Source organism: Enterococcus sp. AZ088 (genome assembly GCF_051714845.1).
GTDB classification, from domain to species: domain Bacteria; phylum Bacillota; class Bacilli; order Lactobacillales; family Enterococcaceae; genus Enterococcus; species Enterococcus faecalis.
This window is the reverse complement of the sequence record NZ_JBIOSQ010000002.1, coordinates 61,141-83,499: the sequence shown is the minus strand read 5'-3', so window position 1 is coordinate 83,499 and position 22,359 is coordinate 61,141. Positions and strand designations below refer to the sequence as shown.

General features: G+C 30.3%; 15 protein-coding genes. 3 read left to right on the top strand and 12 right to left on the bottom strand.

Annotation, left to right across the window (positions count from 1 at the left end; translation table 11 throughout):
- Positions 1–10 precede the first annotated feature (10 nt).
- Together IGL17_RS13560 and IGL17_RS13555 are read right to left on the bottom strand one after the other, a co-directional pair.
- A complete protein-coding gene (locus IGL17_RS13560; protein WP_438724680.1) occupies positions 11–4,243 on the bottom strand; it encodes an InlB B-repeat-containing protein in 4,233 nt (1,410 codons plus the stop codon).
- Positions 4,244–4,285: 42 nt separating this feature from the next.
- Complete coding sequence (locus tag IGL17_RS13555; protein WP_289867783.1) at positions 4,286–4,954, bottom strand: hypothetical protein; 669 nt, start codon at positions 4,952–4,954, stop codon at positions 4,286–4,288.
- A gap of 886 nt (positions 4,955–5,840) precedes the next feature.
- Between IGL17_RS13555 and dltB the strand changes: the two genes are divergently transcribed.
- Complete coding sequence (gene dltB, locus IGL17_RS13550; protein WP_181034001.1) at positions 5,841–7,040, top strand: D-alanyl-lipoteichoic acid biosynthesis protein DltB; 1,200 nt, start codon at positions 5,841–5,843, stop codon at positions 7,038–7,040.
- Positions 7,041–7,837: 797 nt separating this feature from the next.
- The gene (locus tag IGL17_RS13545; RefSeq protein ID WP_181034000.1) at positions 7,838–8,395 is read left to right on the top strand and encodes a DUF805 domain-containing protein; all 558 of its coding nucleotides are present in this window, start codon (positions 7,838–7,840) and stop codon (positions 8,393–8,395) included.
- Between the two features lie 1,027 nt (positions 8,396–9,422).
- Here the strand turns inward: IGL17_RS13545 and IGL17_RS13540 are convergent.
- From IGL17_RS13540 to ssb, 9 genes are all read right to left on the bottom strand, one after another.
- Positions 9,423–10,022 carry a tyrosine-type recombinase/integrase gene (locus tag IGL17_RS13540; RefSeq protein ID WP_192411281.1) on the bottom strand — a complete coding sequence of 200 codons (600 nt, stop codon included), beginning with the start codon at positions 10,020–10,022 and terminating at the stop codon, positions 9,423–9,425.
- Between the two features lie 131 nt (positions 10,023–10,153).
- A complete protein-coding gene (locus tag IGL17_RS13535; RefSeq protein ID WP_010818055.1) occupies positions 10,154–10,360 on the bottom strand; it encodes a hypothetical protein in 207 nt (68 codons plus the stop codon).
- Between the two features lies 1 nt (position 10,361).
- Complete coding sequence (locus IGL17_RS13530) at positions 10,362–10,673, bottom strand: hypothetical protein (RefSeq protein WP_438839754.1); 312 nt, start codon at positions 10,671–10,673, stop codon at positions 10,362–10,364.
- Entirely contained in the window at positions 10,663–11,283 is a 621-nt protein-coding gene (locus IGL17_RS13525; RefSeq protein ID WP_289867758.1) for a recombinase family protein, read from the bottom strand. Before IGL17_RS13525 ends, IGL17_RS13530 begins: the two co-directional genes overlap by 11 nt.
- A 130-nt stretch (positions 11,284–11,413) precedes the next feature.
- The gene (locus IGL17_RS13520; protein ID WP_057086842.1) at positions 11,414–12,208 is read right to left on the bottom strand and encodes a hypothetical protein; all 795 of its coding nucleotides are present in this window, start codon (positions 12,206–12,208) and stop codon (positions 11,414–11,416) included.
- A 10-nt stretch (positions 12,209–12,218) separates the two neighbouring features.
- Positions 12,219–13,406, bottom strand: coding sequence for an AbiH family protein (locus IGL17_RS13515; protein WP_232035939.1), 1,188 nt, complete (start codon positions 13,404–13,406; stop codon positions 12,219–12,221).
- 220 nt (positions 13,407–13,626) lie between these two features.
- Entirely contained in the window at positions 13,627–14,214 is a 588-nt protein-coding gene (locus IGL17_RS13510; RefSeq protein WP_057086840.1) for a PBECR4 domain-containing protein, read from the bottom strand.
- A 271-nt stretch (positions 14,215–14,485) separates the two neighbouring features.
- Positions 14,486–15,043 carry a thermonuclease family protein gene (locus IGL17_RS13505; protein WP_438724635.1) on the bottom strand — a complete coding sequence of 186 codons (558 nt, stop codon included), beginning with the start codon at positions 15,041–15,043 and terminating at the stop codon, positions 14,486–14,488.
- A 94-nt stretch (positions 15,044–15,137) separates the two neighbouring features.
- Positions 15,138–15,605: a single-stranded DNA-binding protein gene (gene ssb / locus IGL17_RS13500; protein ID WP_010817817.1), complete on the bottom strand. Its 468-nt coding sequence runs from the start codon at positions 15,603–15,605 to the stop codon at positions 15,138–15,140.
- 153 nt (positions 15,606–15,758) lie between these two features.
- Here ssb and IGL17_RS13495 point away from each other — a divergent pair, with 153 nt between their 5' ends.
- Positions 15,759–16,022 carry a hypothetical protein gene (locus tag IGL17_RS13495; RefSeq protein WP_010817818.1) on the top strand — a complete coding sequence of 88 codons (264 nt, stop codon included), beginning with the start codon at positions 15,759–15,761 and terminating at the stop codon, positions 16,020–16,022.
- Positions 16,023–16,039: 17 nt separating this feature from the next.
- Here IGL17_RS13495 and IGL17_RS13490 read toward each other — a convergent pair whose 3' ends face one another.
- The gene (locus tag IGL17_RS13490) at positions 16,040–22,330 is read right to left on the bottom strand and encodes an SNF2-related protein (RefSeq protein WP_438760361.1); all 6,291 of its coding nucleotides are present in this window, start codon (positions 22,328–22,330) and stop codon (positions 16,040–16,042) included.
- Positions 22,331–22,359 lie beyond the last annotated feature (29 nt).

Below are 22,359 nucleotides of genomic sequence, written 5' to 3'. Positions count from 1 at the left end.
CTATTCCTTTCTATGGTGTGTCATTTAATGTCCATTCAATCGTTGTTGTATATTCACCTAAACTTGCTTTACCAGAGTCTACTTTTAATAACAACCCTGAATTTTCTGTCCAAGTTTTAGAAATATTCCATGTGAAATTATCTTCAGTTGTATTTTCAGTTTCTACTATTTGAGTATCTGAATCAGTTAATAGTTGTTCACCAGTCTTATTTTTGTATACCAAAGAGTTAAGTAATTGTTTTCCGTTATCAACATTCGTTAAAGGTTGTAATAATTTTACTCCTAGTTTCCAAGTATTATTCGAACCTCTATTATCAGTAACCGTTAATTCTTTACCTAAAATTTCTTCCACACCATAAATCTTATCTTCTTTAGATAGTTTTTTTGAGCCAAATCCTATCGAATCTGGAACTGATAATTGTAAGCCTTCAAGCCATACTGCATACAATCTGATTTCTCCATTTGCATTACTAACTAAATTTTTTACCACTTCTTTATCTTTATACTTAACATTACCATTTGGCTCTGTGGACCAACCTTTAAATATATATCCTTCTTTTATATATGCATTTTGTGTAAGATTTTCTGCTTGATCATATTTCATAACTTGGTCTGGCATTGTTCCCTTTCCACCATTTGCATCAAACTTAATCGTATAATCATTAGCTTCCCATACAGCATAAACTACTTTTGTATCCACAAAATCAATTTTACTATTTTCAAGGAAATCTGGTACAGTAGCTACGTTAGATTCACTCCAACCTTTAAAAGTATATCCTTCTCTTATTGGTATAGTCACATCAGATAATTGAACTGTATCTCCAAACCTATACTCTTTTGTTACTTCTCTTGGGGTATCCCCAAAATTATCGTTATATATCACATTAACTTTTTTAGCTTGCCAAATTGCTTTTAAGTTAATTTTCTTTTTAGAACTATTTTTAGTGAATTGTATCTTATCATTAGGACTATACTTATTTCCTTCTTCATCTTCCCAAGAAACGAAATTATATCCTGGTAATATTGGAATTATAGAAGGTATAGTAATTTCACCAGAGCCATCCGGTTTTAATAATATATTTTGAGTTTCTGGTATATTTGTAGCATCCGAGATACCTGGAACTAACACACTTGGTAAATTACTATCATAATAAACACTAGCTATTTCTGTAGAGAATATGACTTTTTCACTTACACCATTTAATAAAGTACCTGTTCCTACTTCTTGTGCAGAGTATTGAAATTGATTTACAGCTTTCTGATTTTCTGCTTTTGGAACAAAAAATTCTAAAATTGATTCAAATATAGAATTTGGCAATATTTGAGATTCTTCAAAATCTATAAATATTGCTGTTACAGTACTTAAATTTTTTGGTTTTTCAAGAGTAAAACCTAAACTTTCAAGTTTTTCGCTTGTCCAAGCATTAATATCTGTTCCGTATTCGGGCAACTCATCAACTGGTTTATTTGTATAGTATACTTTAGCACTAGTATTCGACTGTAATATTTCTTTAAATTCTATATTTCCTGTAGACCCTCTTTTATCTCCATCATAAGGCAGTACATTGTATATTTTAGCTTTATTAAAAGTTGTATTTCCTTCATTGGAAACAGCTACTTTCATTTGTGGTTTTTCTTCTTGATTTACACTTAAAATCGAAGTATTGCTCCAATTTGCTGAATTATTTTCCCGTACAAACGTTCTGCCAAATAATCTAGAACTTCTAACAATAGTTAGTGACGTGTTTTTTTCAACTGTTGCTGTATATGAGTGTGGAACATCATTCGACAAACCTAAAAGTTCTGCTAATTCTGATGAAAGATTATTAGTATATGAATCTATCTGTAAAAAATCTTTTCCAGTAATAGCAACTGCTGGTATCTTATAATTACCTTCCATAGCTCCATTTTTCACAGTAAATTCCAACGGAATTTCGAAGGCAACTTTTTCTCCATTCTTATCTACTGTCACGGAGCTTTCTATACTGTAATAATTATATTCATCATCTGTGTTTATTAATTTTACAACTACATTTTCTTTATATATTTTATTATTGACTTTATCTTCAAAAGTTTTTAATTCATTAGGATTTTTCAATTCTAAAACTTTAGGAATCGCTATTGCTATTTTAGGATTTTTCAATACACCTGTTGCTGAACTACCATTATATCCCTGAATAGTATAGTCAACCGTATCTCCTGGAGATTTGCCAAAAGAATTACTACTAACAATCTGGGCTTTTGCTTGCGTTGCCGCTGCAGTATAAAATACTTTTCCCATAGGTTGAGCTTTCTCAATTGCTATTACATTCTGTGGATTACTTTCGTCCTCATAATACATTTTAGCAGCAAAATCTATTTCATAAACTTTCTCTCGTTCAATTGTACTTCCATTTGGCCATTTACCACTTGTCCAATTTTTACATGTGTATCCTATTGCAAAACCATTTGATGGAAGAAAAACACCTTCAGAAGTCCCTGTTTCTCCCATTGGAATTACAGTAATTTTATTAATATATTCACCAGAAATTAAATCAGGGATAGGTACATTATGTATCCCTTTATATAGATTTGAAGAAACTTCCCTAGTATTACCTTCTGTATTTTTAATTTCAAAAACTGTTTTATAGTAAGTATCAGCAACATCTTTATTCGCTTTGGTTCCATAAATGGTTATAGAATTAAAATTGGCTAATGCTGAACTATCACTTTGTTGTAAAATTTCAAATTTCATTCCTTTAATAGGCTTCTTACCCGTATTTTTTGTAGTCCATACATGTTCGTAGGTTTTCCATCCAAATGCAATATTTTCTTTACTAATACTATTTGGTTCATTAATTACAACAGTAGCATTTGTAGAAGTCCCTGTACTATGATCTCCTCCCGTTCCACTAATTTGCCATTCAGGGGTATCAATTTTTTGATATTTAACTTGACTACTAATCACCTTTTTTTCAGAATTATATTTAAAATATTTCATACCAAAATTTACATAAAAATACTCTCCTGTTTTAATAGTTGATGGTGGAGTAAACTGAAAATCATACAGTATAGAATTTTTATTTGGATTTCCACCAGAATGCCAGTTAGTAAAACTACTAGAATCGTCTGTTAATTTTCTATAATACCTCGTATACCCCACAGGAATACTATTATCTTCAATATTAGTTTGTCCTGAACTAAAATCAAAATAATTTTTCGTAGCTTGATTATTTATTATTGATCCAGTAGGTAATTCTATATACATTTGATTATCTTTAGATACATCCAGTTTTGAATATTGATTAAAATCATTAACATATTTTAATCTAGTTGAAATCCTTCCATCAGAATAATACTGATCAGAAGGATTCATATAATTATAAGCTAGCCCCATACCATCTCTTGTTGATGATGTAATATTGACTGAATCTGTTTGATCTATTTTGTTATTTAGTATATATATTTCAGCATACAAATTACTCCAGATTATTTGATTAACAGGAATTTTCCCCATGTATTCATCATTAAATTTAAATTTCAAATTAATTGTTTCAACAGAAGTCACAGTTTCTTTAAGCCTTACAATAATTCTTTTGTTAACAACATCATTTTCATAGGAAGATACTATAGAATTAGAAGGTATATCAGTATTCTGTACGTATTCAAAAATAGAACTATTCATAGAAAAATTCGAAAAAACAGGATTATCTATTGATGGAATACAACCACCATAAGGAATGACTATATAAGCATCAGATATACCTTCTTCACTTACAGTTACAGGTACAGAAACTGTTAACTCTCCTGGTTTAACACCAGTTATTGGATCAATATATGTCTGATATTGATCTACTACTTGTATTTTCCCCAGAGAAATTCCCTGAGTAGATTTTAACTCTTCATTATTACTAAAAGAATTGTCGACTTTACTGTCTTCATCTTCATTTTTCACAATTTTATCTGTTGTATCATTAGAAATACTTGTATTTTCTTCAAGAGATATAGAATGATCTGTTTTATTATTTTCACTAGGAGTTACTACTGAATTATGTTTAGAACTTTCCTCTGAAATATTATTATCTTTTTCACTTGAAACAGTATTTTCATCTTCTACTTGAGAAGAATCGGTAGGTATCATTACTTGATTTTGATTATTACTATCAGTCGTATTTTGCTGATTAGTTTCTGCTATAGCTACAGTTGGCAAAAGTATCTGACTAGAAAATAATACTATTGTACTTAAAACAATACTTTTTTTCATAAAATCATCCCCTTCTTTATAAATCAATTCTCTATCTGAAGATTAGATATATAATTCATACCCTTTTAGTTTTCCATTTGATAATGTTAATTTTGCATAATGATCTGTATCCTCTTGGTACGTTAAAATTGCAAAACCACTATCTCCAGTGTATTCATCTTTGGGCTCTCCATACATCTCCTTTACCTTCTCGATAGTAGTCCCCCATGTTAAACCACCCGGAAAGAAAACTGTTAAATCTTTATTTGTAGTATCCGTTATATTAATAGATGTCATACTTGACTCTTTAATATCAATTGTTTTATCAGTTAAATTTGAATACGTCCCAGAAATAGTATTACCTTTTTTATTTGTTAAATGTGTTCCTGCAACTGAATCTTTTGGGTTTAATACGTAAGGATCTGAATATTTCAATTCAAAACCTAACTTATTCAAATCTTTTAATTCTATAGGCATAGTCAATACTTGGCTATCTATTTGTATTTGATTATCATACCAATTTTTAGATAAATCTTTAGAAATTGCACCATTACTTTGTTTTTCTTCAATAGATGTAGACGTTTTATTCGTACTTAAACTTTCACTAATTTTAGTTGAACTTGTTTTGGTAGTTTCTTGCGTTGATTGTGCTTGTTTTATTTCTTTGGTTCCGCACCCTACTAGCACGCTTAGCAAACTAATTCCTACTGCTAACTGATAAAATTTCTTCAAACATATCTCCTCCTGATTAAAGTTTTCCTATAAAAAAAGACACAAGAATTTTTTGTCTTTTTTATAAACTAAAAAAGTTGTTATTTTATTGTTATTTTCACTTGATATGTAAGAGTTTGATTTATAAAAAGAGATTTTTTTCAGTTTTTTATTTAATTCTATTGAAAAAAATATTATTTTTTAGTAATTATATATATAGAAGTATATCTTACAAAAGAGAGAAGTTTCGCTTCTAATTGAAAACTATGAACAATAAAAAAAGAGACAAAAAATTCTTGTGTCTCTTTCATTGTTTTTTACCTAATAAATAGCTTATACAACAATATCAATTTGTAGTTCTTTAACTTATTTGCAATCATTAAAAAAATAAATACACATTTATTTTATTGACTTTGATTTAAACTTTACATCTGTTGTTATAAACAACCTCCATATAGTGACAAACAACCATATTTTCTATTACCCTATTCAAATATACTCAGTGGTAAGTATATTTTATTAAAAATATCACAGTATTTTACACTATTCCAACCAATTTTTTTTATAGTGTATTTTTTATTGAGAATTTTTAGTTACGATGCAGAATAATGAACTGTAAGATTCGTTTCTATAAAGAATTCAATACACTACTTTTTACACTCCAATTTTTGGAGCTGATATTCTTATTACTATTTTTTAAGTATATTTATGTAATGCAAAATAGAATTATAACCCTACTGAAAGCAATCGTTTCAGTATAATATTCTTCTTTTCTCACTATTGTTTTTTTAGATATACTAAATGTTACAACAATGTAAGAAAATCGTTAGACTTATATATGGAAATATTTTTTTTATTAACTATGATTAATAGATGAAAAAAACTATGAAAGACTGGTGGAAATATAGTGATGAATTTTCCTCATATGGTACCATATTACACCCCATTTTATTTTGTATTATTGATTATAGCATTGATACCAATAATCTTAACATTAATGTTTAAAGGAGAAAGATGGTCTTGGTATCAAACATTAATAACTTTACTTTTTCTTTATATAAGTTTTGGTGGTCATCGATGGCAACAAGGTATAACTATAATTGTATATACTATCTATCAAACACTATTGACATGGACTTATGCTACTTATCGAAAGAATAAGAATAAAAATAAAATATTTTATCTTTTCATTTTTCTAAATATTTTGCCACTTATCTTAGTAAAAATTTCTCCATTTATGCTAGAGAAAACTCCAATAGGCTTTTTAGGAATATCTTATCTAACATTTAAAGCTGTCCAAGTAAATATCGACTTGCGCGATGGATTGATTAAAGAATACTATCCATGGCATTACATTCAATTTTTACTTTTTTTTCCAACAATCTCTTCTGGTCCAATTGATAGATATCGGCGTTTTGAAAAAGATTTAACAAGTCCGCCCAATACAGAAAAATATTTAGACTTTCTAGATAGAGGTATTTTTTGTTTATTTTTAGGCTTTTTATACAAATTCATTATTAGTTATTATTTATATGAACTTTTACAATATGTTAAAGAAATTGCTTTAGCACAAGACGGTATTTCATTGTGGGCTTTAGGTTATATGTATGTTTATAGCTTATATCTTTTTTTTGATGTTGCTGGATACAGTTTATTTGCAGTAGGAACAAGTTATTTAATGGGGTATGATACTCCTATGAATTTTAATAAGCCTTTCTTAAGTTGGAATATAAAAGAATTTTGGAATCGTTGGCACACGACTTTATCTTTTTGGTTCCGTGATTATGTATATATGCGACTAATGTTCTTTTTAATGAAAAAGAACATGTTCAAAAGCAAAATTGTAGCTTCAAATATTGGATATTTTGTTTTATTTTTAATTATGGGGATATGGCACGGTTTAACCTGGTATTACATTATGTACGGAGTATATCATGCAACTTTGATTTGCTTAACAGATGCTTGGTTACGTTTCAAGAAAAAAAACAGAAAAAAAATTCCATCAAATAAATTGACCCACGCACTTGCAATATTTTTAACCTTCCACGCCATTTGTATTAGTTTTTTTATATTTTCAGGATTTTTAGATCAACTTTGGTTTAAATAGTTCAGTATCAAAACAAAAGAGATATAATAACTAAAATATACTTTTATGGTTAAAAAAAGGAAGGTATAGTTTTCAATAAAAAAATATTGTAGGCTGTTATCATTTTATTAGGATTTTCTCATTATATTTATCATTTATTGAAATAGAATCAAAATTTTGGTAAATTCTCTTAGTAAATAAATTTAAGGAGGGATAATATGGACACTGTTCGCATTATTTTAAGCTTCATTGGTTTTTTTAGTAGCATTCTACTTTTATTTACATTTAAAGAAAGCTGGAAAGACTTAACTACTATGCAAAAAATCAATATTATAGTACTTGTTTGTTGTATATGTTTACCTTTTACCATAGAGTTTTTCCAAAAATTCTAAAACAACTACATTTACTTACACTATACGCCCTTGTATCTGTTATACAGAGGCGTTTTTTCAACAGACGTAGATGTTTCATTTATACTTAAACTTTCACTAATTTTGGTTGAACTTATTTGGGTAGTTTCTTACGTCTCTTTCATTGTTTTTTTCTATCTTTAGGAAAAATTATACAAAAAAACTAAAACAATTTCTAACTTGTCATTATAAACAACTTTTTTTCGATTTGTAAATTGAAATTAAATATTACACACCAGTCTTTTGGGTGGATATTCTTATTGCTGTTATTTTTCATATTCTATATATTTTTAAGTATACTTATATAATGAAAAATAGAATTACAACCCTTTTAAAAAATATTGCACCTCATAATACAATATAGTGAAATCTTTTTTGATAAAATATCTAATTTCAGGAGGGATTATTTTGACTAAAATTGAACAAAAAGGTAAAGTATCTTTTAAACAAGCAATCAAAGACTTTTTTTTAGGGTATTTCGATTTTAAAGGACAAACAACACGTGCAGGTTATTGGTGGGTTATACTTGCATTTATTCTATTAACTATAATAACTTTAATTTTAGGAATGTTTTTCTTTTTTTCAATGTTTGTTTCTTCTTCTGCGGAGGCTTTAAAACGGCTGCTAATTGTAGTCTCTATCTTTATCTTATTCATAATTATTCCAAGCTTAGCCTTAAATGTCCGTCGAATTCGTGATGTCGGTTTGACAGGTTGGGGAACTCTTTGTCTGTATCTTTTAGCTTTTATACTTTTTATGGCTCAAGGAACTTATAGCTATGTTTATAATTTTGATTTCATAGAAGGAAGCAAAGAAAATATTACATTAGGAAACAATATTCTAGTTACATTTTTAGATTTTACTATCAATATTCTTATGCTTCTATTAACCATTTTCCCTACGAATATGCTGACTACGAAAAGCGAAAATAAAATTTTACGTTTCTTTTTCCGATTGGCAGAATAAAAGCTCTTAAAATGGAACTTTGCTTCTAATTTAAACATGTTATACTTTGTCTATTCAAAAATGCATCATTAATACTCCACAAAAACACTAGGTTTTATTCATTTACCTAGTGTTTTTTATATTAATATTCAGAAAAAAATAGTTTATAATAACCATTTTTATTTACTAAAAAAGAACTAAGTTACTTATCAAAAATAACCTAGTTCTTTTTGTATAATAAATTATTTAAAAATGAGATCTCCTATTATCTAGTATTAGTTTTTAACTAGAACTCAAAATACAATACTACTTTTCATGCACAAAAACTAGAGGTAGGAGTTAAAAAGTTTACAAATTATAAGCCTCTAGTATTCTAGCATGAATTAAGAATGTAAGAAATCTTGTTACCAAGAATTTTATCATCCCTATTTACAAGTATTCAACCTTTTTTATGAATAGTTTCCTATAGATTCTAACTTTTTTAACACCCTATCTCTAAAAAATAATATCGACTATTTTAATTCTTTCTTTAACAAAAAAACTATTGATTTTTGTTGAAAAACCTTTTATATTTTTTTTAGGTTGAACACATAGTGAATTAGTCATTCAAGAGCTAATTCACTCTTTTGTTTTTTTCCATTCAAAATAAAATTTAACACTATTTTGGAGGTAACAAATGTCCGATTTCATATACATTTTTTCAAGTTTTATAAGCTTTTTCAGTAGCATTTTATTACTCTTTAGTTTTAAAACTGAGCGAAAAAAATTAACAACGCTTCAAAAAGTAAGCATTATTATACTGGTTTTCTCAATTTGGCTCCCTTTTTTCACTGGTTTTCTTTCAAACATAAAGTAAAAAATATGTTTTATTTTTACTCATAACAGTTCATTTGTTTAGTTCAAAGTCCTGTAAACTGTTACTATTTTTTTAAGACTCTATTATTCATAAAAAACAAAAAAATTGTGATATACATTCATAGAACCACAAAGCAGAAGAATAAAAATTGTAAATATGGTTTTTATTCTTCTGTTTTGTACTTTTATATTTTTATAAGTTTAAACTCATAACAGCTATATCTTTATCTTCTTGTGTAATCCCTATATACCTTAATGTATCTCTTTGGGAAGAATGATTTAATAAATCCTGAATAATTTCTATAGGTACTTTGTTTTTATATAAAAAATAACCAAATGTCTTTCTCATAGAGTGACTACCTATATTTGAGATTCCATTTTCACTTGCTGCACGGTTTAAAATGGCCCATAATGTTTGACGATTCATTGGTCTATCTATCCCTTTTCCACTAGGAAAAAGATAATGCTCTAACTCATCATTATTTACATATTCTGTAAAATTTTTATTGATATAAATCTCAAGTTCTTCTCGTAATTGGTCTGATAATATAACAGAATTGTACTTCCCTGTTTTTTGTTCTTTTAAAGACAATCTATTCTTAATCACTATTTTATTTTCTTCTATCATTGCTACATCTGATAATTTTAGATTTCTCAAATCCGAAATACGATAGGCTGTATTAATTCCCATAGAAAATATAAGCACATTTCGCTCACCATATCTCCCTTTACGCAAACTTTTTTTCATTTTATTTATTGACCGTTTATCTTTTAGAGGAACTACTGTATTCACTGTTCACACTTCTTTCATGTTTTTATATTTATCATAAAAAGAATTCAAATGTACCTCTTCTTTTTATTTCCAATAAAAACCATCATGAATTATCTACTTTGATCTAATTCATGATGGTTTTTAAAAGTGTTTTAATTCTTTCCTGCACCTATTTCTATATAAGAACCATTGCTTAATTTATATTCTTTTTTACAGCTACTACACTTAAAATGATTATATTTTCCCAACTCTCTTCTAGCCAATTGGCCACAATCACAAGCAACATAAGCAACTACATTTGTCTTATTCCACGTAGTAATTTCTATTCCCCAGTGATCATATTTTTTTCGAACAACCATCTTAAATCTCTCCGTTTCTAAAACTATATCTTACAACCATTTCTCTATATTCTTGTTTTGTTTTAGGTCGCACTCGTAATACTTCTTCGGCCAACTCTAATAATAGTTTTTCCACTTTTACTGACATCGTATCAAAAATAACCATTGGCTTTTTTTCTTTTTCGACGCGTTTTTTGTATCTTTGATAATTTGCAGAATAGAGTCGCCCATTTGACAGTATCTCCATACCATAACCTGTTACTAAAGAATTTTTCAACAACTGAATAATTTTCTCTCTATTTTCCATAATAACTACTCCTGAATTATTTCTCATTAAATAACTGTTCTTCCTTTGCTTGTTTCTTGATTCGTTTGAGAGTAGATAAAGAAATACCTGTTTTCCTTTCCACTTCTCGCATGCTGTTTGTTTCCATTAACTCTAGTGCATGTTTGTATTTATCATTTAGAACTCTTTTCGGACGTCCTTCTCGATAATTTTTATTGTTCGCTCGATGCCACTGTTTCCCTTCTTGCGTTCTCGTCACGATTAAATCTCTTTCAAATTGCGCAAAGCTCCCCAACATGTTCATCATTAATGTTTGCATAGAATCACTTTTATTTGGCTCAAAGGTTAGGGCATTATCTAAGAAGGTGATAGTCACTCCTGAATTGTTTAAAGAAGAGATAATCGAATTTAAATCAACAATACTTCTAGCCAGCCTATCAATTTTCGTCACTAAAACTTTATCGTCAGGTTTTACAATAGATAGTAGTTCTTCTAATTCTTTTCTTCCTTCTTTTTTTGTTCCCGTATATTTTTCACTAAAGATTTTTTCTGCTCCAGCTTGTTCTAGTTTTTGAATCTGGGTTTTGTAATCTTGATTACTAGTACTCACTCTTGAATAACCATAAATAGACAAAATTTCTCCACCTTTTATGAACATAAGTTTTTGACACTAGATAGTTCCAAGTATAGCACGAAAAACCAAAGAGGTCAAAAACTTAGTTTCTGACCCGATTTTTTTCAATTAGAAATAAGTAACAATAAAAATATTAAAACTCTAATATCAATAATTATTCTGTCAATTGTAGATTTTCTCTTTTTTCCCACTCTAGTCTTCTTTGAATCGCTTTTTCAGAATAACTAGGTATATATTGATTACCTTGTAATTCAAATCCTAAAGATTCCAAAAGGAGCATTGCCTGTTCCTGAGTAATGTTCAAATTAATTGCTAACTCGCTAAGTTCCCAATTTCCTTTGTTTACAATAAACAGTCGTAATTGTCTTGCAGATCGCAAGCCCTGTTTTTTTACCCATTGTTCTGCTATTTTTTGAATATCTTTGTTTTTTATTTTAGAAATACGTGATTTTAGCGTACTTTTTGCTCCTGAAACAAGCATCCCCATAAACCTTTCAAAAATAAAAGATTTTATAGATAATATTATTTGTTCTTCAAGAAAACCTGCCCCAATTCCTTGGGGAATAGCTACATATACTACAGAAATATCATTTTTTATATGTTCCTTATATTTCAGTTTTTTAAGTTCTTTTAGTGTCCAATTGTGTTTTATTTTTTCATTAAAATCGAAAAATATTACTTCATCTCTTTCATTAAAATAATAATCAGGGGTAGTACTGTAAATATCTTGTCCATCTACTGGCTTAAAAAAAAGAATAACAGAAATATCTCTTTCTGTCTCCCTAACATGACCTAGGTTACAGTTAATATAACCCTTGGCTACCTCCTTGGCCATATCCGTAACAGAGTCATCATCAGCTAACTCTTTTTTCACCGTGTATAAATCAGTTATATTGCTTTCGTTTAAATCTCTACAAGGTGTATCTAGATAAATAAATGTTACCTCCATAAATACAACATCACCTTTCAGAAGTTATTTCTTTAATAAATAATCTTTTTTCTAGTAATAATTTATGCATTAAATTTTTACCTCTTTTTACATTATCAATACTTTCAGAATAACTGTATAACAATTTACTTATCTTATCTGCTAAATCTAATTCCATAGCTTCCTTAGTTATTCCTTTATATACTTTATAATAAAAAACTAATAAGACCTTACTACCATATAAATCATAATAATCAAAAATCGTTTGAAAGTACGAATAATCTAAACTACTTAAAGAATGTCCATAAAAAGCAATCTCAGTTACTTCATCTCTGGAAGGTAAGATTTCTTGTTCATATTTAGTAGCCAATTTTGTTTCCGTCATTTGTCTAAATGTTTTAGTAAATCTAAATATATCTAAATTAGGATCAATTCTTTCCTGATCAATGCCAAAAATTATATTATCATCTTCAACCGTACCATGAACATTTACTACAGAGAGGTTTGGATTATAAACATTGAAAGGATTTGTATAATTAAAACTAAATACTACATCTTCGATTTTAGGTACTGTAGTAGCATTAGTTATATCTAACAAAAGTTTACAAGCCTTTCTTCTATATTCATCACTTTCAACAGATTTTATATATTCTGAAAAACCTTTTTCAAATGAACGTAATTCTTTATGCAGATAATCCATTAATTCTGCTTGATCGTAAATTTTTTCGCCACCAGATAAATAAAAAGCTAAATGCAAACAAAATAATGTTTTTATATTTGCTTTACGACGAGAATTATGCTTTAGTGCTGATAGAATCAAATTTAGACTTGGAATTTCTACTAGCTCTTTTGGAGTATTTAAAAATTCTAACATTCTTTGTTCTACATGTTGCCATTGCAAATCATTACTATTATTACCAAAGAAATAAAAAACTAAATCCCAAAAAGTAAGTTTACTTTCCTTAAGTTTATTATATGTTTCATTCGCCCATATATAAAACTGTTCAGAATTTTTATTTTCTTTGTAATCTCCAATCTCAAAAATCATCTTAAATCCAAGCCCATCAACGCTCAATCTATCTTTAAAGTCATTAAACGTACTATTTAATAAACATACTAGCTCTTCATCAATTCTGTTCTCAAAAAAATCACTATATCTAGATTTTAAATCACACGCTAAGTCAAAACCATTACCTAAAATAACTACTTTCTTTTCCAAAGTTAATACTCCTAATCTTATTTTAGTTAACTATGATTAATTATATTCCAAACAAACTTACTTTTGTAGTTCTTTTGATACTTCTCTTATAGTTTTACTTTAAATTTTCCTAATCTCAAAAAAATTATCAAAACACCAACTTAATAACAAGATAACAAGTTGGTGTTTTGATAATTTTTTACATATAGATTAATTAATTTATTAAATAAATCAATAAAAATTACTCTTTATAAGATTTACTTTTATAAACTTGTATTGGCAATTCAATTCCATTTTGAATATATTCTACTTTAAGTAATGTCCACCTTATTTGCTTAAAAGCATAATCATTTCTATCTTTAGAAAAGCAGCTACAACAAAAAAAAGTTCCTTTATTCCTTCTATACTCATCCAAAAAAAGGTATCCTTCAAGTTCATCTGTACAAAATTCTATTAACAAATCCCAATTAATTTTACTATTTAATATTACCTTTTCTCTAAACTGAAAATATTCATTATTTTGTGCCAAAATTAAATCTAAATTTTCAACAATATATAATCTATCCATGATAGTATTAATTTTAGAAGATTTACCTAAATCTTCTAAAGTGATCTTTTTTGCTAAAGCTTTAAAAAAAAATTCTTTTGCCCTTAATTTACTTTGATTTATATCATTCAGTTTGTGTATACCGACTAAATGAAAAAAATTTTCTGCACAAAAGTTAAGTTTCACAGTTTTAGACTTCCCTTTACGCCCCAAAAGAAAATGATACTCTCTTTCCATTAAAATATTGAATTTTTGTGCTGCATTAAATAATTGATCACACATATTGTTTCTCCTAAAAAAAAGGAATTCTTACGAATTCCTTCATAATGGATACAATTAATGAGTGTTTTCTTTACTGGTTTGAGGTGTCCACACACAACCCTACTATGGCTCAGTAATACAATGCATTCCAGCACACTATATTCATCGTTGCCGAACAGAGTACTCAAGTTACCTGTTTACATATCAAATTTACCATTAACTTTGTTTTTTGTCAATAATCTTCTCTCTTTTTTTACACCCTCATCTATAGATAAATATTCTATACATATTTTTATTTACTCCATATACCTAAATGTTGTTGCTGGGCTAAAGCTTGTTTTTCTTCTAGCTGTTCTAGGTATTTTGCTTCTTTGTTTTTCACATAAGCAATTTTTGCTAAGCCCTCGCCTACTAATATTTCCTGCAACAACTGTCCATCCGCAAACACATACGCCAATAATCGACCATAGAGATCTGTTTTATTCGTTTCATCAAATTCTAGCTGAATTTCTTTCGCATTACTTAACAATGTTTTTGTTCGATTACTGGCTTCTTTACCAAATGGTTGAACAGGCGTGTTCGGCTTCATTGTCTCAGGAGTATCTATCAATAAATACCTCACTTTTTGTTCCTTGCCATTTACAAGAAAAACACTCGTATCCCCATCCACATGTCGAACAAAATCTACAGCTATTCTTTCTGAAGAATTATCTTTGAGATTAGAGTGCTGGACTGACCGCTCTATTTGTTCTAAAGAATTATTAATAGATTTCTGCACACTACACCCGACTAATAAAAAAATACTTAAACACGAAATTAAAAATATCCAAATGCTATATCTTTTTTTCATTATATTTCCTCGCTTTATTAAGTAGAAAAACGCCTGAATTCTTCAGGCGTTTTTCATTCTTGTTTATTAAAATGGATGTTCCTTGAAAAAGAACTCAAAATGGTAAATCATCATCTGAAATATCTATAGGATTACCATTAAATGGATCGTTATTATCCACATTAGAAGCAGTTGAAGAAAATTGATTATTGGTCGTAGAATTTTGTGTTGTTTTTTGTTTTTGCTCCCGTGCTTCTGCTTGTGAACGCGATTCTAATAAATAAAAATTTTCTACAATAACTTCAGTAACATAAACTCGTTGTCCTTGTTGATTCTCATAATTTCGAGTTTGAAGTCTTCCTGAAATTCCAATCAACGTTCCTTTTCTAACATAATTCGCTAACGTTTCAGCTGGCTTACGCCAAATAACGCAATTGATAAAGTCTGTTTCACGATCACCATTTTGGTTCGTATAATTACGATTCACTGCTAGTGTAAAAGTTGCAACTGCTGTTCCACTAGCTGTATAACGTAAATCTGGGTCCTTTGTTGGCCTACCAATTAAAGTTACATTATTCATCATATGTCATTCCTTCTTTCGTATTTTTTATAAATTTATTATATACAGATATTTTGTGTTATAGTAAAAAGAAATTAAGCGACTTTTTCATTCTATATATGTTTCAAAACAAAACAGCTGAAAAAATCTACTTCATAAACTGAAAGGAGTGGTATTTTGAACGAAGAAAAACTTGAACATTATCAAAAATGGTGTCAAGAAAATTTGCTAAACAGAACAGAAGCCATGGCTATCACTAAGCAAAGTAGCTATGCATTTACTCAATCTGTTTATACTAAACAATTATTACCCTTTGTTGAAAAAAAGGGTAATACACCTTCTGGAACCGTGCGTTTATTTTTAAAACAAGACGTAGAAGCTTATGCAAAGAAGATACAAAACCGACAAAAAAATCAACCTACAAAGAAGCCATCACATTGATTGTGACGGCTTTTTTATTAGTATTCTAATTCAAGGTTTGGTTGTTCAAATTCCTTACATGCTGTAGTTGTTTTTTCACTTTCTAAAGTCGTTTGAATTTCTTGATTTAATTGAGCTTGTAACGCTAGTTTTTCCTCCAGTTCTTTTTCTTGAGGAAATTCACCTTGTTGTCGCTCTTTCGCTTTAGAAAATTGATCTTCTACGATTTCTAGTTTATTTATGGTATCTGCATAGTAGCTTGGTATTCTTTGTAGCTCATTTTCCATTTTTCTAATACCACCTAATCCATTTCCAAGAGCATTACTCACAATATAATTGGATTGTCCAACCATACGGATATCTACATTTCCATATTCGTGGAAATTTTTTCTTACTTCTACTGTAAACCCATGATACTCACCAATCTCAGTAAAGTTCTCCGTGTTTTTATACAAAGTACAAAGTTCATCCAATTTTTCTGCTGCTTTTGCACGTTCAGTAAACGTTTGATTATCGATAGTTATTGAAAATTCTTGGTTTGCAGGTAATTCTACTAACTGTTTGTCCTCTTCTAGCTTAGCTACTGTCTCTTTTAAAGAATTGACTCTCGCAGGTAATTCATGTTTAATTTGCCATTTTAAGCCTTCTTTTTCATTAATGAATGTTCGTTGCATCATTTTCAAACGAGCAATTTCATTATCTAATTTCATTTTTTCAGCAATCTTTGGATTTCCTGAAGCAATGGCCTTCATATCTCCCGCTTCCAAAACCGTATCTGACAATTCATCACAGCTACGTGTTACGGCTTTTCCTGTCATAACTTGGTTGATAAACGTTAATTTCTGCTCCTGAATTTGCCATAAGAAACTATCCAGAGAGCCTTTTGTGACGTACCGATAAATCTCAACCTCTTCATTTTCGTTGCCTTGACGGATAATTCGACCATCACGTTGTTCGATATCAGAAGGACGCCATGGACAGTCGACATGGTGACAGGCTATTAATTTTCTCTGCACGTTTGTTCCTGTACCAAGTTTACTCGTACTTCCTAATAAGACACGAATTTCACCTTCACGCATAGCATCAAATATCTCTTCACGTTGTTTTTCGTTTTTAGCATCATGAATAAAAGCAATTTCTTCTGCTGGAATCCCTTTTTCAATCAGCTGTAATTTTAATTCATCGTAGATATTAAACCGTTGCGGATTAGGTGTTCCTGAATCTGAAAAAATCATTTGAGTAGATTTTCTTTCTTTAGAATTTTCCCAGATTTCAAATACCTTATTAGCACATGCAGCAACTTTTGTTTCTTTCAATTCTTCAACTGGATAACATTTAGAATCATAATCGTCCATTAAGCGTGGATCAAGCGCCATAAGTTTTCCTTCATTCGTAATTTTTAACATGTTATCAACGTCGGACGTTACTTCTTTTGCACGAATACGTTCTGCACGTTCCGCTAATTGAGCGACTTTTTCTTTTTGATATGTTGTCAGCTCTGTCACAATTACTTGTGCCTTTCCTGTTTTCATTTTTGGTACAGGTAAATTTAGCATATCTTTAGTTTGAATATCAGCAATCAAATTATACATTTGCATAAGTTCTGGTAAATTATGAAACTTCGCAAATCGATTTTTTATCTGATAACCTGTGCCTTCAGGAGTAATTTCCAAAGAAGAAATAATCTCACCAAATGTAGACGCCCACGCATCGAAATGATACACCCCATATTGTTTTAACACATCTGGTTGTAAATATTTTTGCATCGTATACAACTCCGACATCGAATTTGATACGGGAGTTCCTGTTGCAAATACTACCCCTCTGTTATTATGTTTTTCTAGCAAATAGCGGCATTTCATTTCTTGATCGCTAGCTCTTAAACTGTTTGAAGAATTCACACCTGCAACATTCGATAATTTGGTATAACTGTACAAATTTTTGTATTGGTGTGCTTCATCTACAAAAAGAAAATCAACCCCTAAATCTTCAAAATAGACTTGCTTATCTTTTTTATCTAATTTATTTAGATTTTCCAAACGTTCTTCTAAACGTTTTTCAAAGGCAATCATTTGCTTGATTGACCAGCTATCTTCATCAGATTCCATTTGATACGTAGCAATTGCGTCTGATACCTGGGCAATTTCTTCTTCCAGCATTTCTTTTTGTCTTTCTGGAGAAAGGGAAATTTTTTCATACTGCGAATGGCCAATAATTATGGCATCGTAATTCCCCACAGCAATTTTTGAGATAAAGGCTTGGCGGTTCTTTTTCTCAAAGTCTTTTTTAGTTGTAATTAAAACCTTTTTCGCTGGATAAAAACGCAATAGTTCATTCCCAAATTCATTGGTTAAATGGTTCGGCACAACATATAGCGGTTTATTAATTAAGCCTTGCTCTTTCATTAACATTCCCGCACTAATCATAGACAATGTTTTCCCTGCACCTACCGTATGTGCCATCAATGCACGACCATTTTGAATAATACGCGCGACAACGTTTTTTTGGTGGGGCCGTAACTCATACAATTCATTTAAGCCTGAAAATACTAAATAATCGCCATTATACGTTCTTGGAACAATTCGATTAAATCGCTCTTCATAAATTTCTTGCAGTTTTTCCAACCGTTTTTCATCTTTAAACACCCACGAACGGAATACCTCTTCTAATTGGTCTTGCTTGGAACGTGCATAGGCAGTTTCCGTTGGATTCAATACATATTTGTATTTATCTCCATCTCTTATTTTGTCCTTCACTTCAACTTTCTTTAGGTTTAAACTATTTTCAAGAATACTATACGCAGACGCACGCTTTGTTCCATATTGATTGGTAACAACGGCGCTTTTATCTTGTCCTTTTCCCTTAATAAAATAACGAACCGAAAGAGAGTCTTTTTCAATTTTAATCACATCATAGTTGATATAATAAGGTCTCGTTTCAAAAGTTTCATACATGAATTTCTGGTACATTTCTGTTGGTATCCATGAACTTCCAATCGAAAATTCTATGTCTCCTGCTTTAACTGGACTTGGTTGTACTTCTTGTAATGCTTTAAAATTTCGTTCAAAAATATCTGGGTGCTTTTCTGCCGCTCTTTTTGCTTCAAGTAATTTTGTTTTCACATCACCACTTAAATATTCTTCTGCTTCTTGCCATCCTTCCCCAAAAAGATTGGATTCATTATATAAATTTGGTTCAAGAAATACTTTCTCCCCTAATTCTTCTAAAATCGTTTCTGCAGGTTTGGAATAGATATCAGACATATATGCCCAATCAATCTTTAAACGATTGCCCAAAGACGCATGTAACGCTTCTAAAGCAGAAGAAACGCTCTTAATCTCTTTTTTAGGTCGAATCGTCGCTTGAGTAAATATTTCAGACTTAGTAATACTTCCATCTTTTTCAAGCACTTCAATCGAGCGAAGTAACGGTAAATAATCATCTTTCACAAAAACCTTTTGATTTTCATTAATGGATCCATACTTTTCAACAAACGAATCGTAAGATTGATTTAGTTTTTCTTGTAACTCTTTCAACGTTTCTGTATCATAGTCAACTTCTCGTTGAATCGCAATCACATCCAATAACGTATTACGAATATCAATTAATCGTTTCATTTTATCAAATGCTTTCCCTGATACATCAACTTTCACGATTTCATTAGAATCATTGTAATAGATTTGATTATCAATGAGTTCATGTGTAAATAACGGAATTTCGTCAATAGAAAGCGGCTCTTTTTCCACTATATCCGCTTTTTCTATTTCTTCGACTATTTTTCTCTCACCAAAATAACGACCTTCTATGCGCTCAAACGCTTGTTTCAATTGCACATCAAGTGGTGTACCTGACGAAACAACCGACAATGTATTCCCATGATGGTGTCTTATTTCAAACTGGCCACAAACTTGTTCAGGGTGATCGTGATAATAATTGTTATACCAGATTGCTCCTTGTTTTCCTGTTTTTACAAAACACCAATTAGGTGAATAGGCTTGGGTAGCAGCCCATGAGACATCTTTTTGGAAAAATAAAATATCTGTGGTCACTTCTGTTCCTGCAATCTTTTTAAATGCATTATTTGGAAGTCTTGCTGCTCCAAGTAATTTTGCCTCTTTACTGACATCAAGAAGTATATCTCCAGTCAAATTATCTAACGTATTAGTAGACGTTATAATGGCTACTATTCCGCCATCGTGTACACTATCAATGGCTTTTCTTAAAAAATAATTGTGGATAGAATAACGTCGTTCAAACTGACTATCCGTCACTTTTTGCTGGTCAAAAGGAACATTACTTATGACTAAATCATACTGATCTGTTAAAGGCCCTACTTCTTCAAATCCTTTGATTTTTATGTCAGCTTCAGGGTGCAATTGTTTTGCAATCGTTCCAGTAACTTCATCTAATTCAATTCCATGCAATTCGGATTGGTCTTTTAAAGTATCTGGTAAAGCAGAAAAGAAGTTTCCCGTACCCATTGCGGGATCTAAAATTTTTCCTCCTGTGAACCCGAATGCTTGTACTTTTTGATACATTGCTTTAATAATCATTGGGTCTGTATAGTAAGCAGTCAGTACACTTTCTCGCATCTGTTTATATTGCTTTTCAGTTACTAAAGAACGTAATTCTTCTCGTTCTTTTTCATAGTTGTCAGAACGTGTATCAAATACTTTCGCAATACCACCCCAGCCAACATATTTAGCTAAAATCACTTGTTCTTCAGGAGTTGCTAATCGATTTTCTTTTTGAATCTTTTTTGATAATCGAATAGCTGCTATATTATTTCGAATTTTCTCTTTCGGTTTCGTATCATAAAAATGTTCTGTTTCTGGAAAATAGAATGCTTGTCCTGTTTCTTGCAAAGCTTGCTCTTCTTCAAGAGAAGAATTTCCTGTTATTGTAGTGTCTGATATGTTTTCTGCTTCAACATTATCTGAAGCAAAATCAAATAGCGAAAGCTCTTGTTCAGAGTTTTCGCTATTGTTTTTCGTTTTATTTTGTTTTATGAATGTATCATCATCTAACGTACTTCTATATTGCTGATAACCAATAGTTTCTCCACCAATTAAATACTGATTAGTGAGAATAAGTTCGTCCAACGTCTGCGTAACTTGTTTCCAACTATATTGTATATCATCAATAGAAACACCTTTTGAAGAATACGACACATGAGGTTGATTTGGTCCTGCATGGCCATAGTATCCATATTCATCTTTTAAGAATTTAATACGTAACGACTGCGATTTTACATTATTGAAAAAATGAACAACCCGATACTTACCATGCTCGGTTCCTGTTCCTTGAAGGAGTTCCTCTTTTAACAACGACATGGCCGTATTTTCGTCTAGTTGAGCAGTTCCTTCATTGCTACTTCCGTTGCTTGTTGTCGATACTGATTCCGAATTTTCGTTGCGGTCATCAAGTCTTTCTGTTGTTCTTTCGTCAACGGCGCTTGTTGTTCGTATTGATTCTCCAATTCGCTGATTCGATTCCACATTTTTTGTTCCATTTCGTGGCCGTAACTCATCAAGCTGCCGTCCATCATTTTTATCACGTATTCCGACCTGTTTCGATTCTTCAAATTCTCTACCGCTATTTTCCCGAATCTCCCCAGTGGTTTGTTGTCGGGATATGTGACTTGAGGAATCTGTACTCCAGCTTCGTTCTCCTTGTATGTCATACTCATTGCTATTCATCCTTTCTTCTTGTTTTAATAATAAAATTTCTTTACTTACGACACGATTCATTTCATTCGCAACTTGCATAATTGGAACAAATTTATTCAAATCTTGTAAATCCACGTTCCATTCAATAGATTTTGTAAAAGATTGTATTGTTTTATACCGGATTAATTCTTTACCAATTACTTCCGCTAAACGATTCTCAGCTTGCGACAAATGACTATAATTCTGAATTTCAGCTATTTTACTTTTTACCTGTTCGATAGTAAATAACTGACTATATTCTTGCTCTGACAAAGTATAATCTGGAAAATCTATTTTTTTACCATACGTTTGAGACACATCAAAAAAGTAAAGCCCTTGAACTCTATGTTCATTGAATCGTAAAGCACATATTGCTTTTTGCCCTCTTTTAACAAATCGTCCTATTCGTATCCAGGTATCAAAATCAGCTAAATACTTTGCTTGTGGCATTTGTCCATGAATACAAAGCTGTTCATCTATCGAATACTTATGCAAATAACTACTTTGCTTCAAAAAATTAAAAAAGTTTTGTTCTGTTTTAGTGACCTGTAAAAAAGTTTCATCATACAAACTTAATAGCTTTTTTTGTTTCGTTGGGTGCAAATCTAGTCTTCCTTTCATTACTCCCGCTCAAACAAATCATATATTAA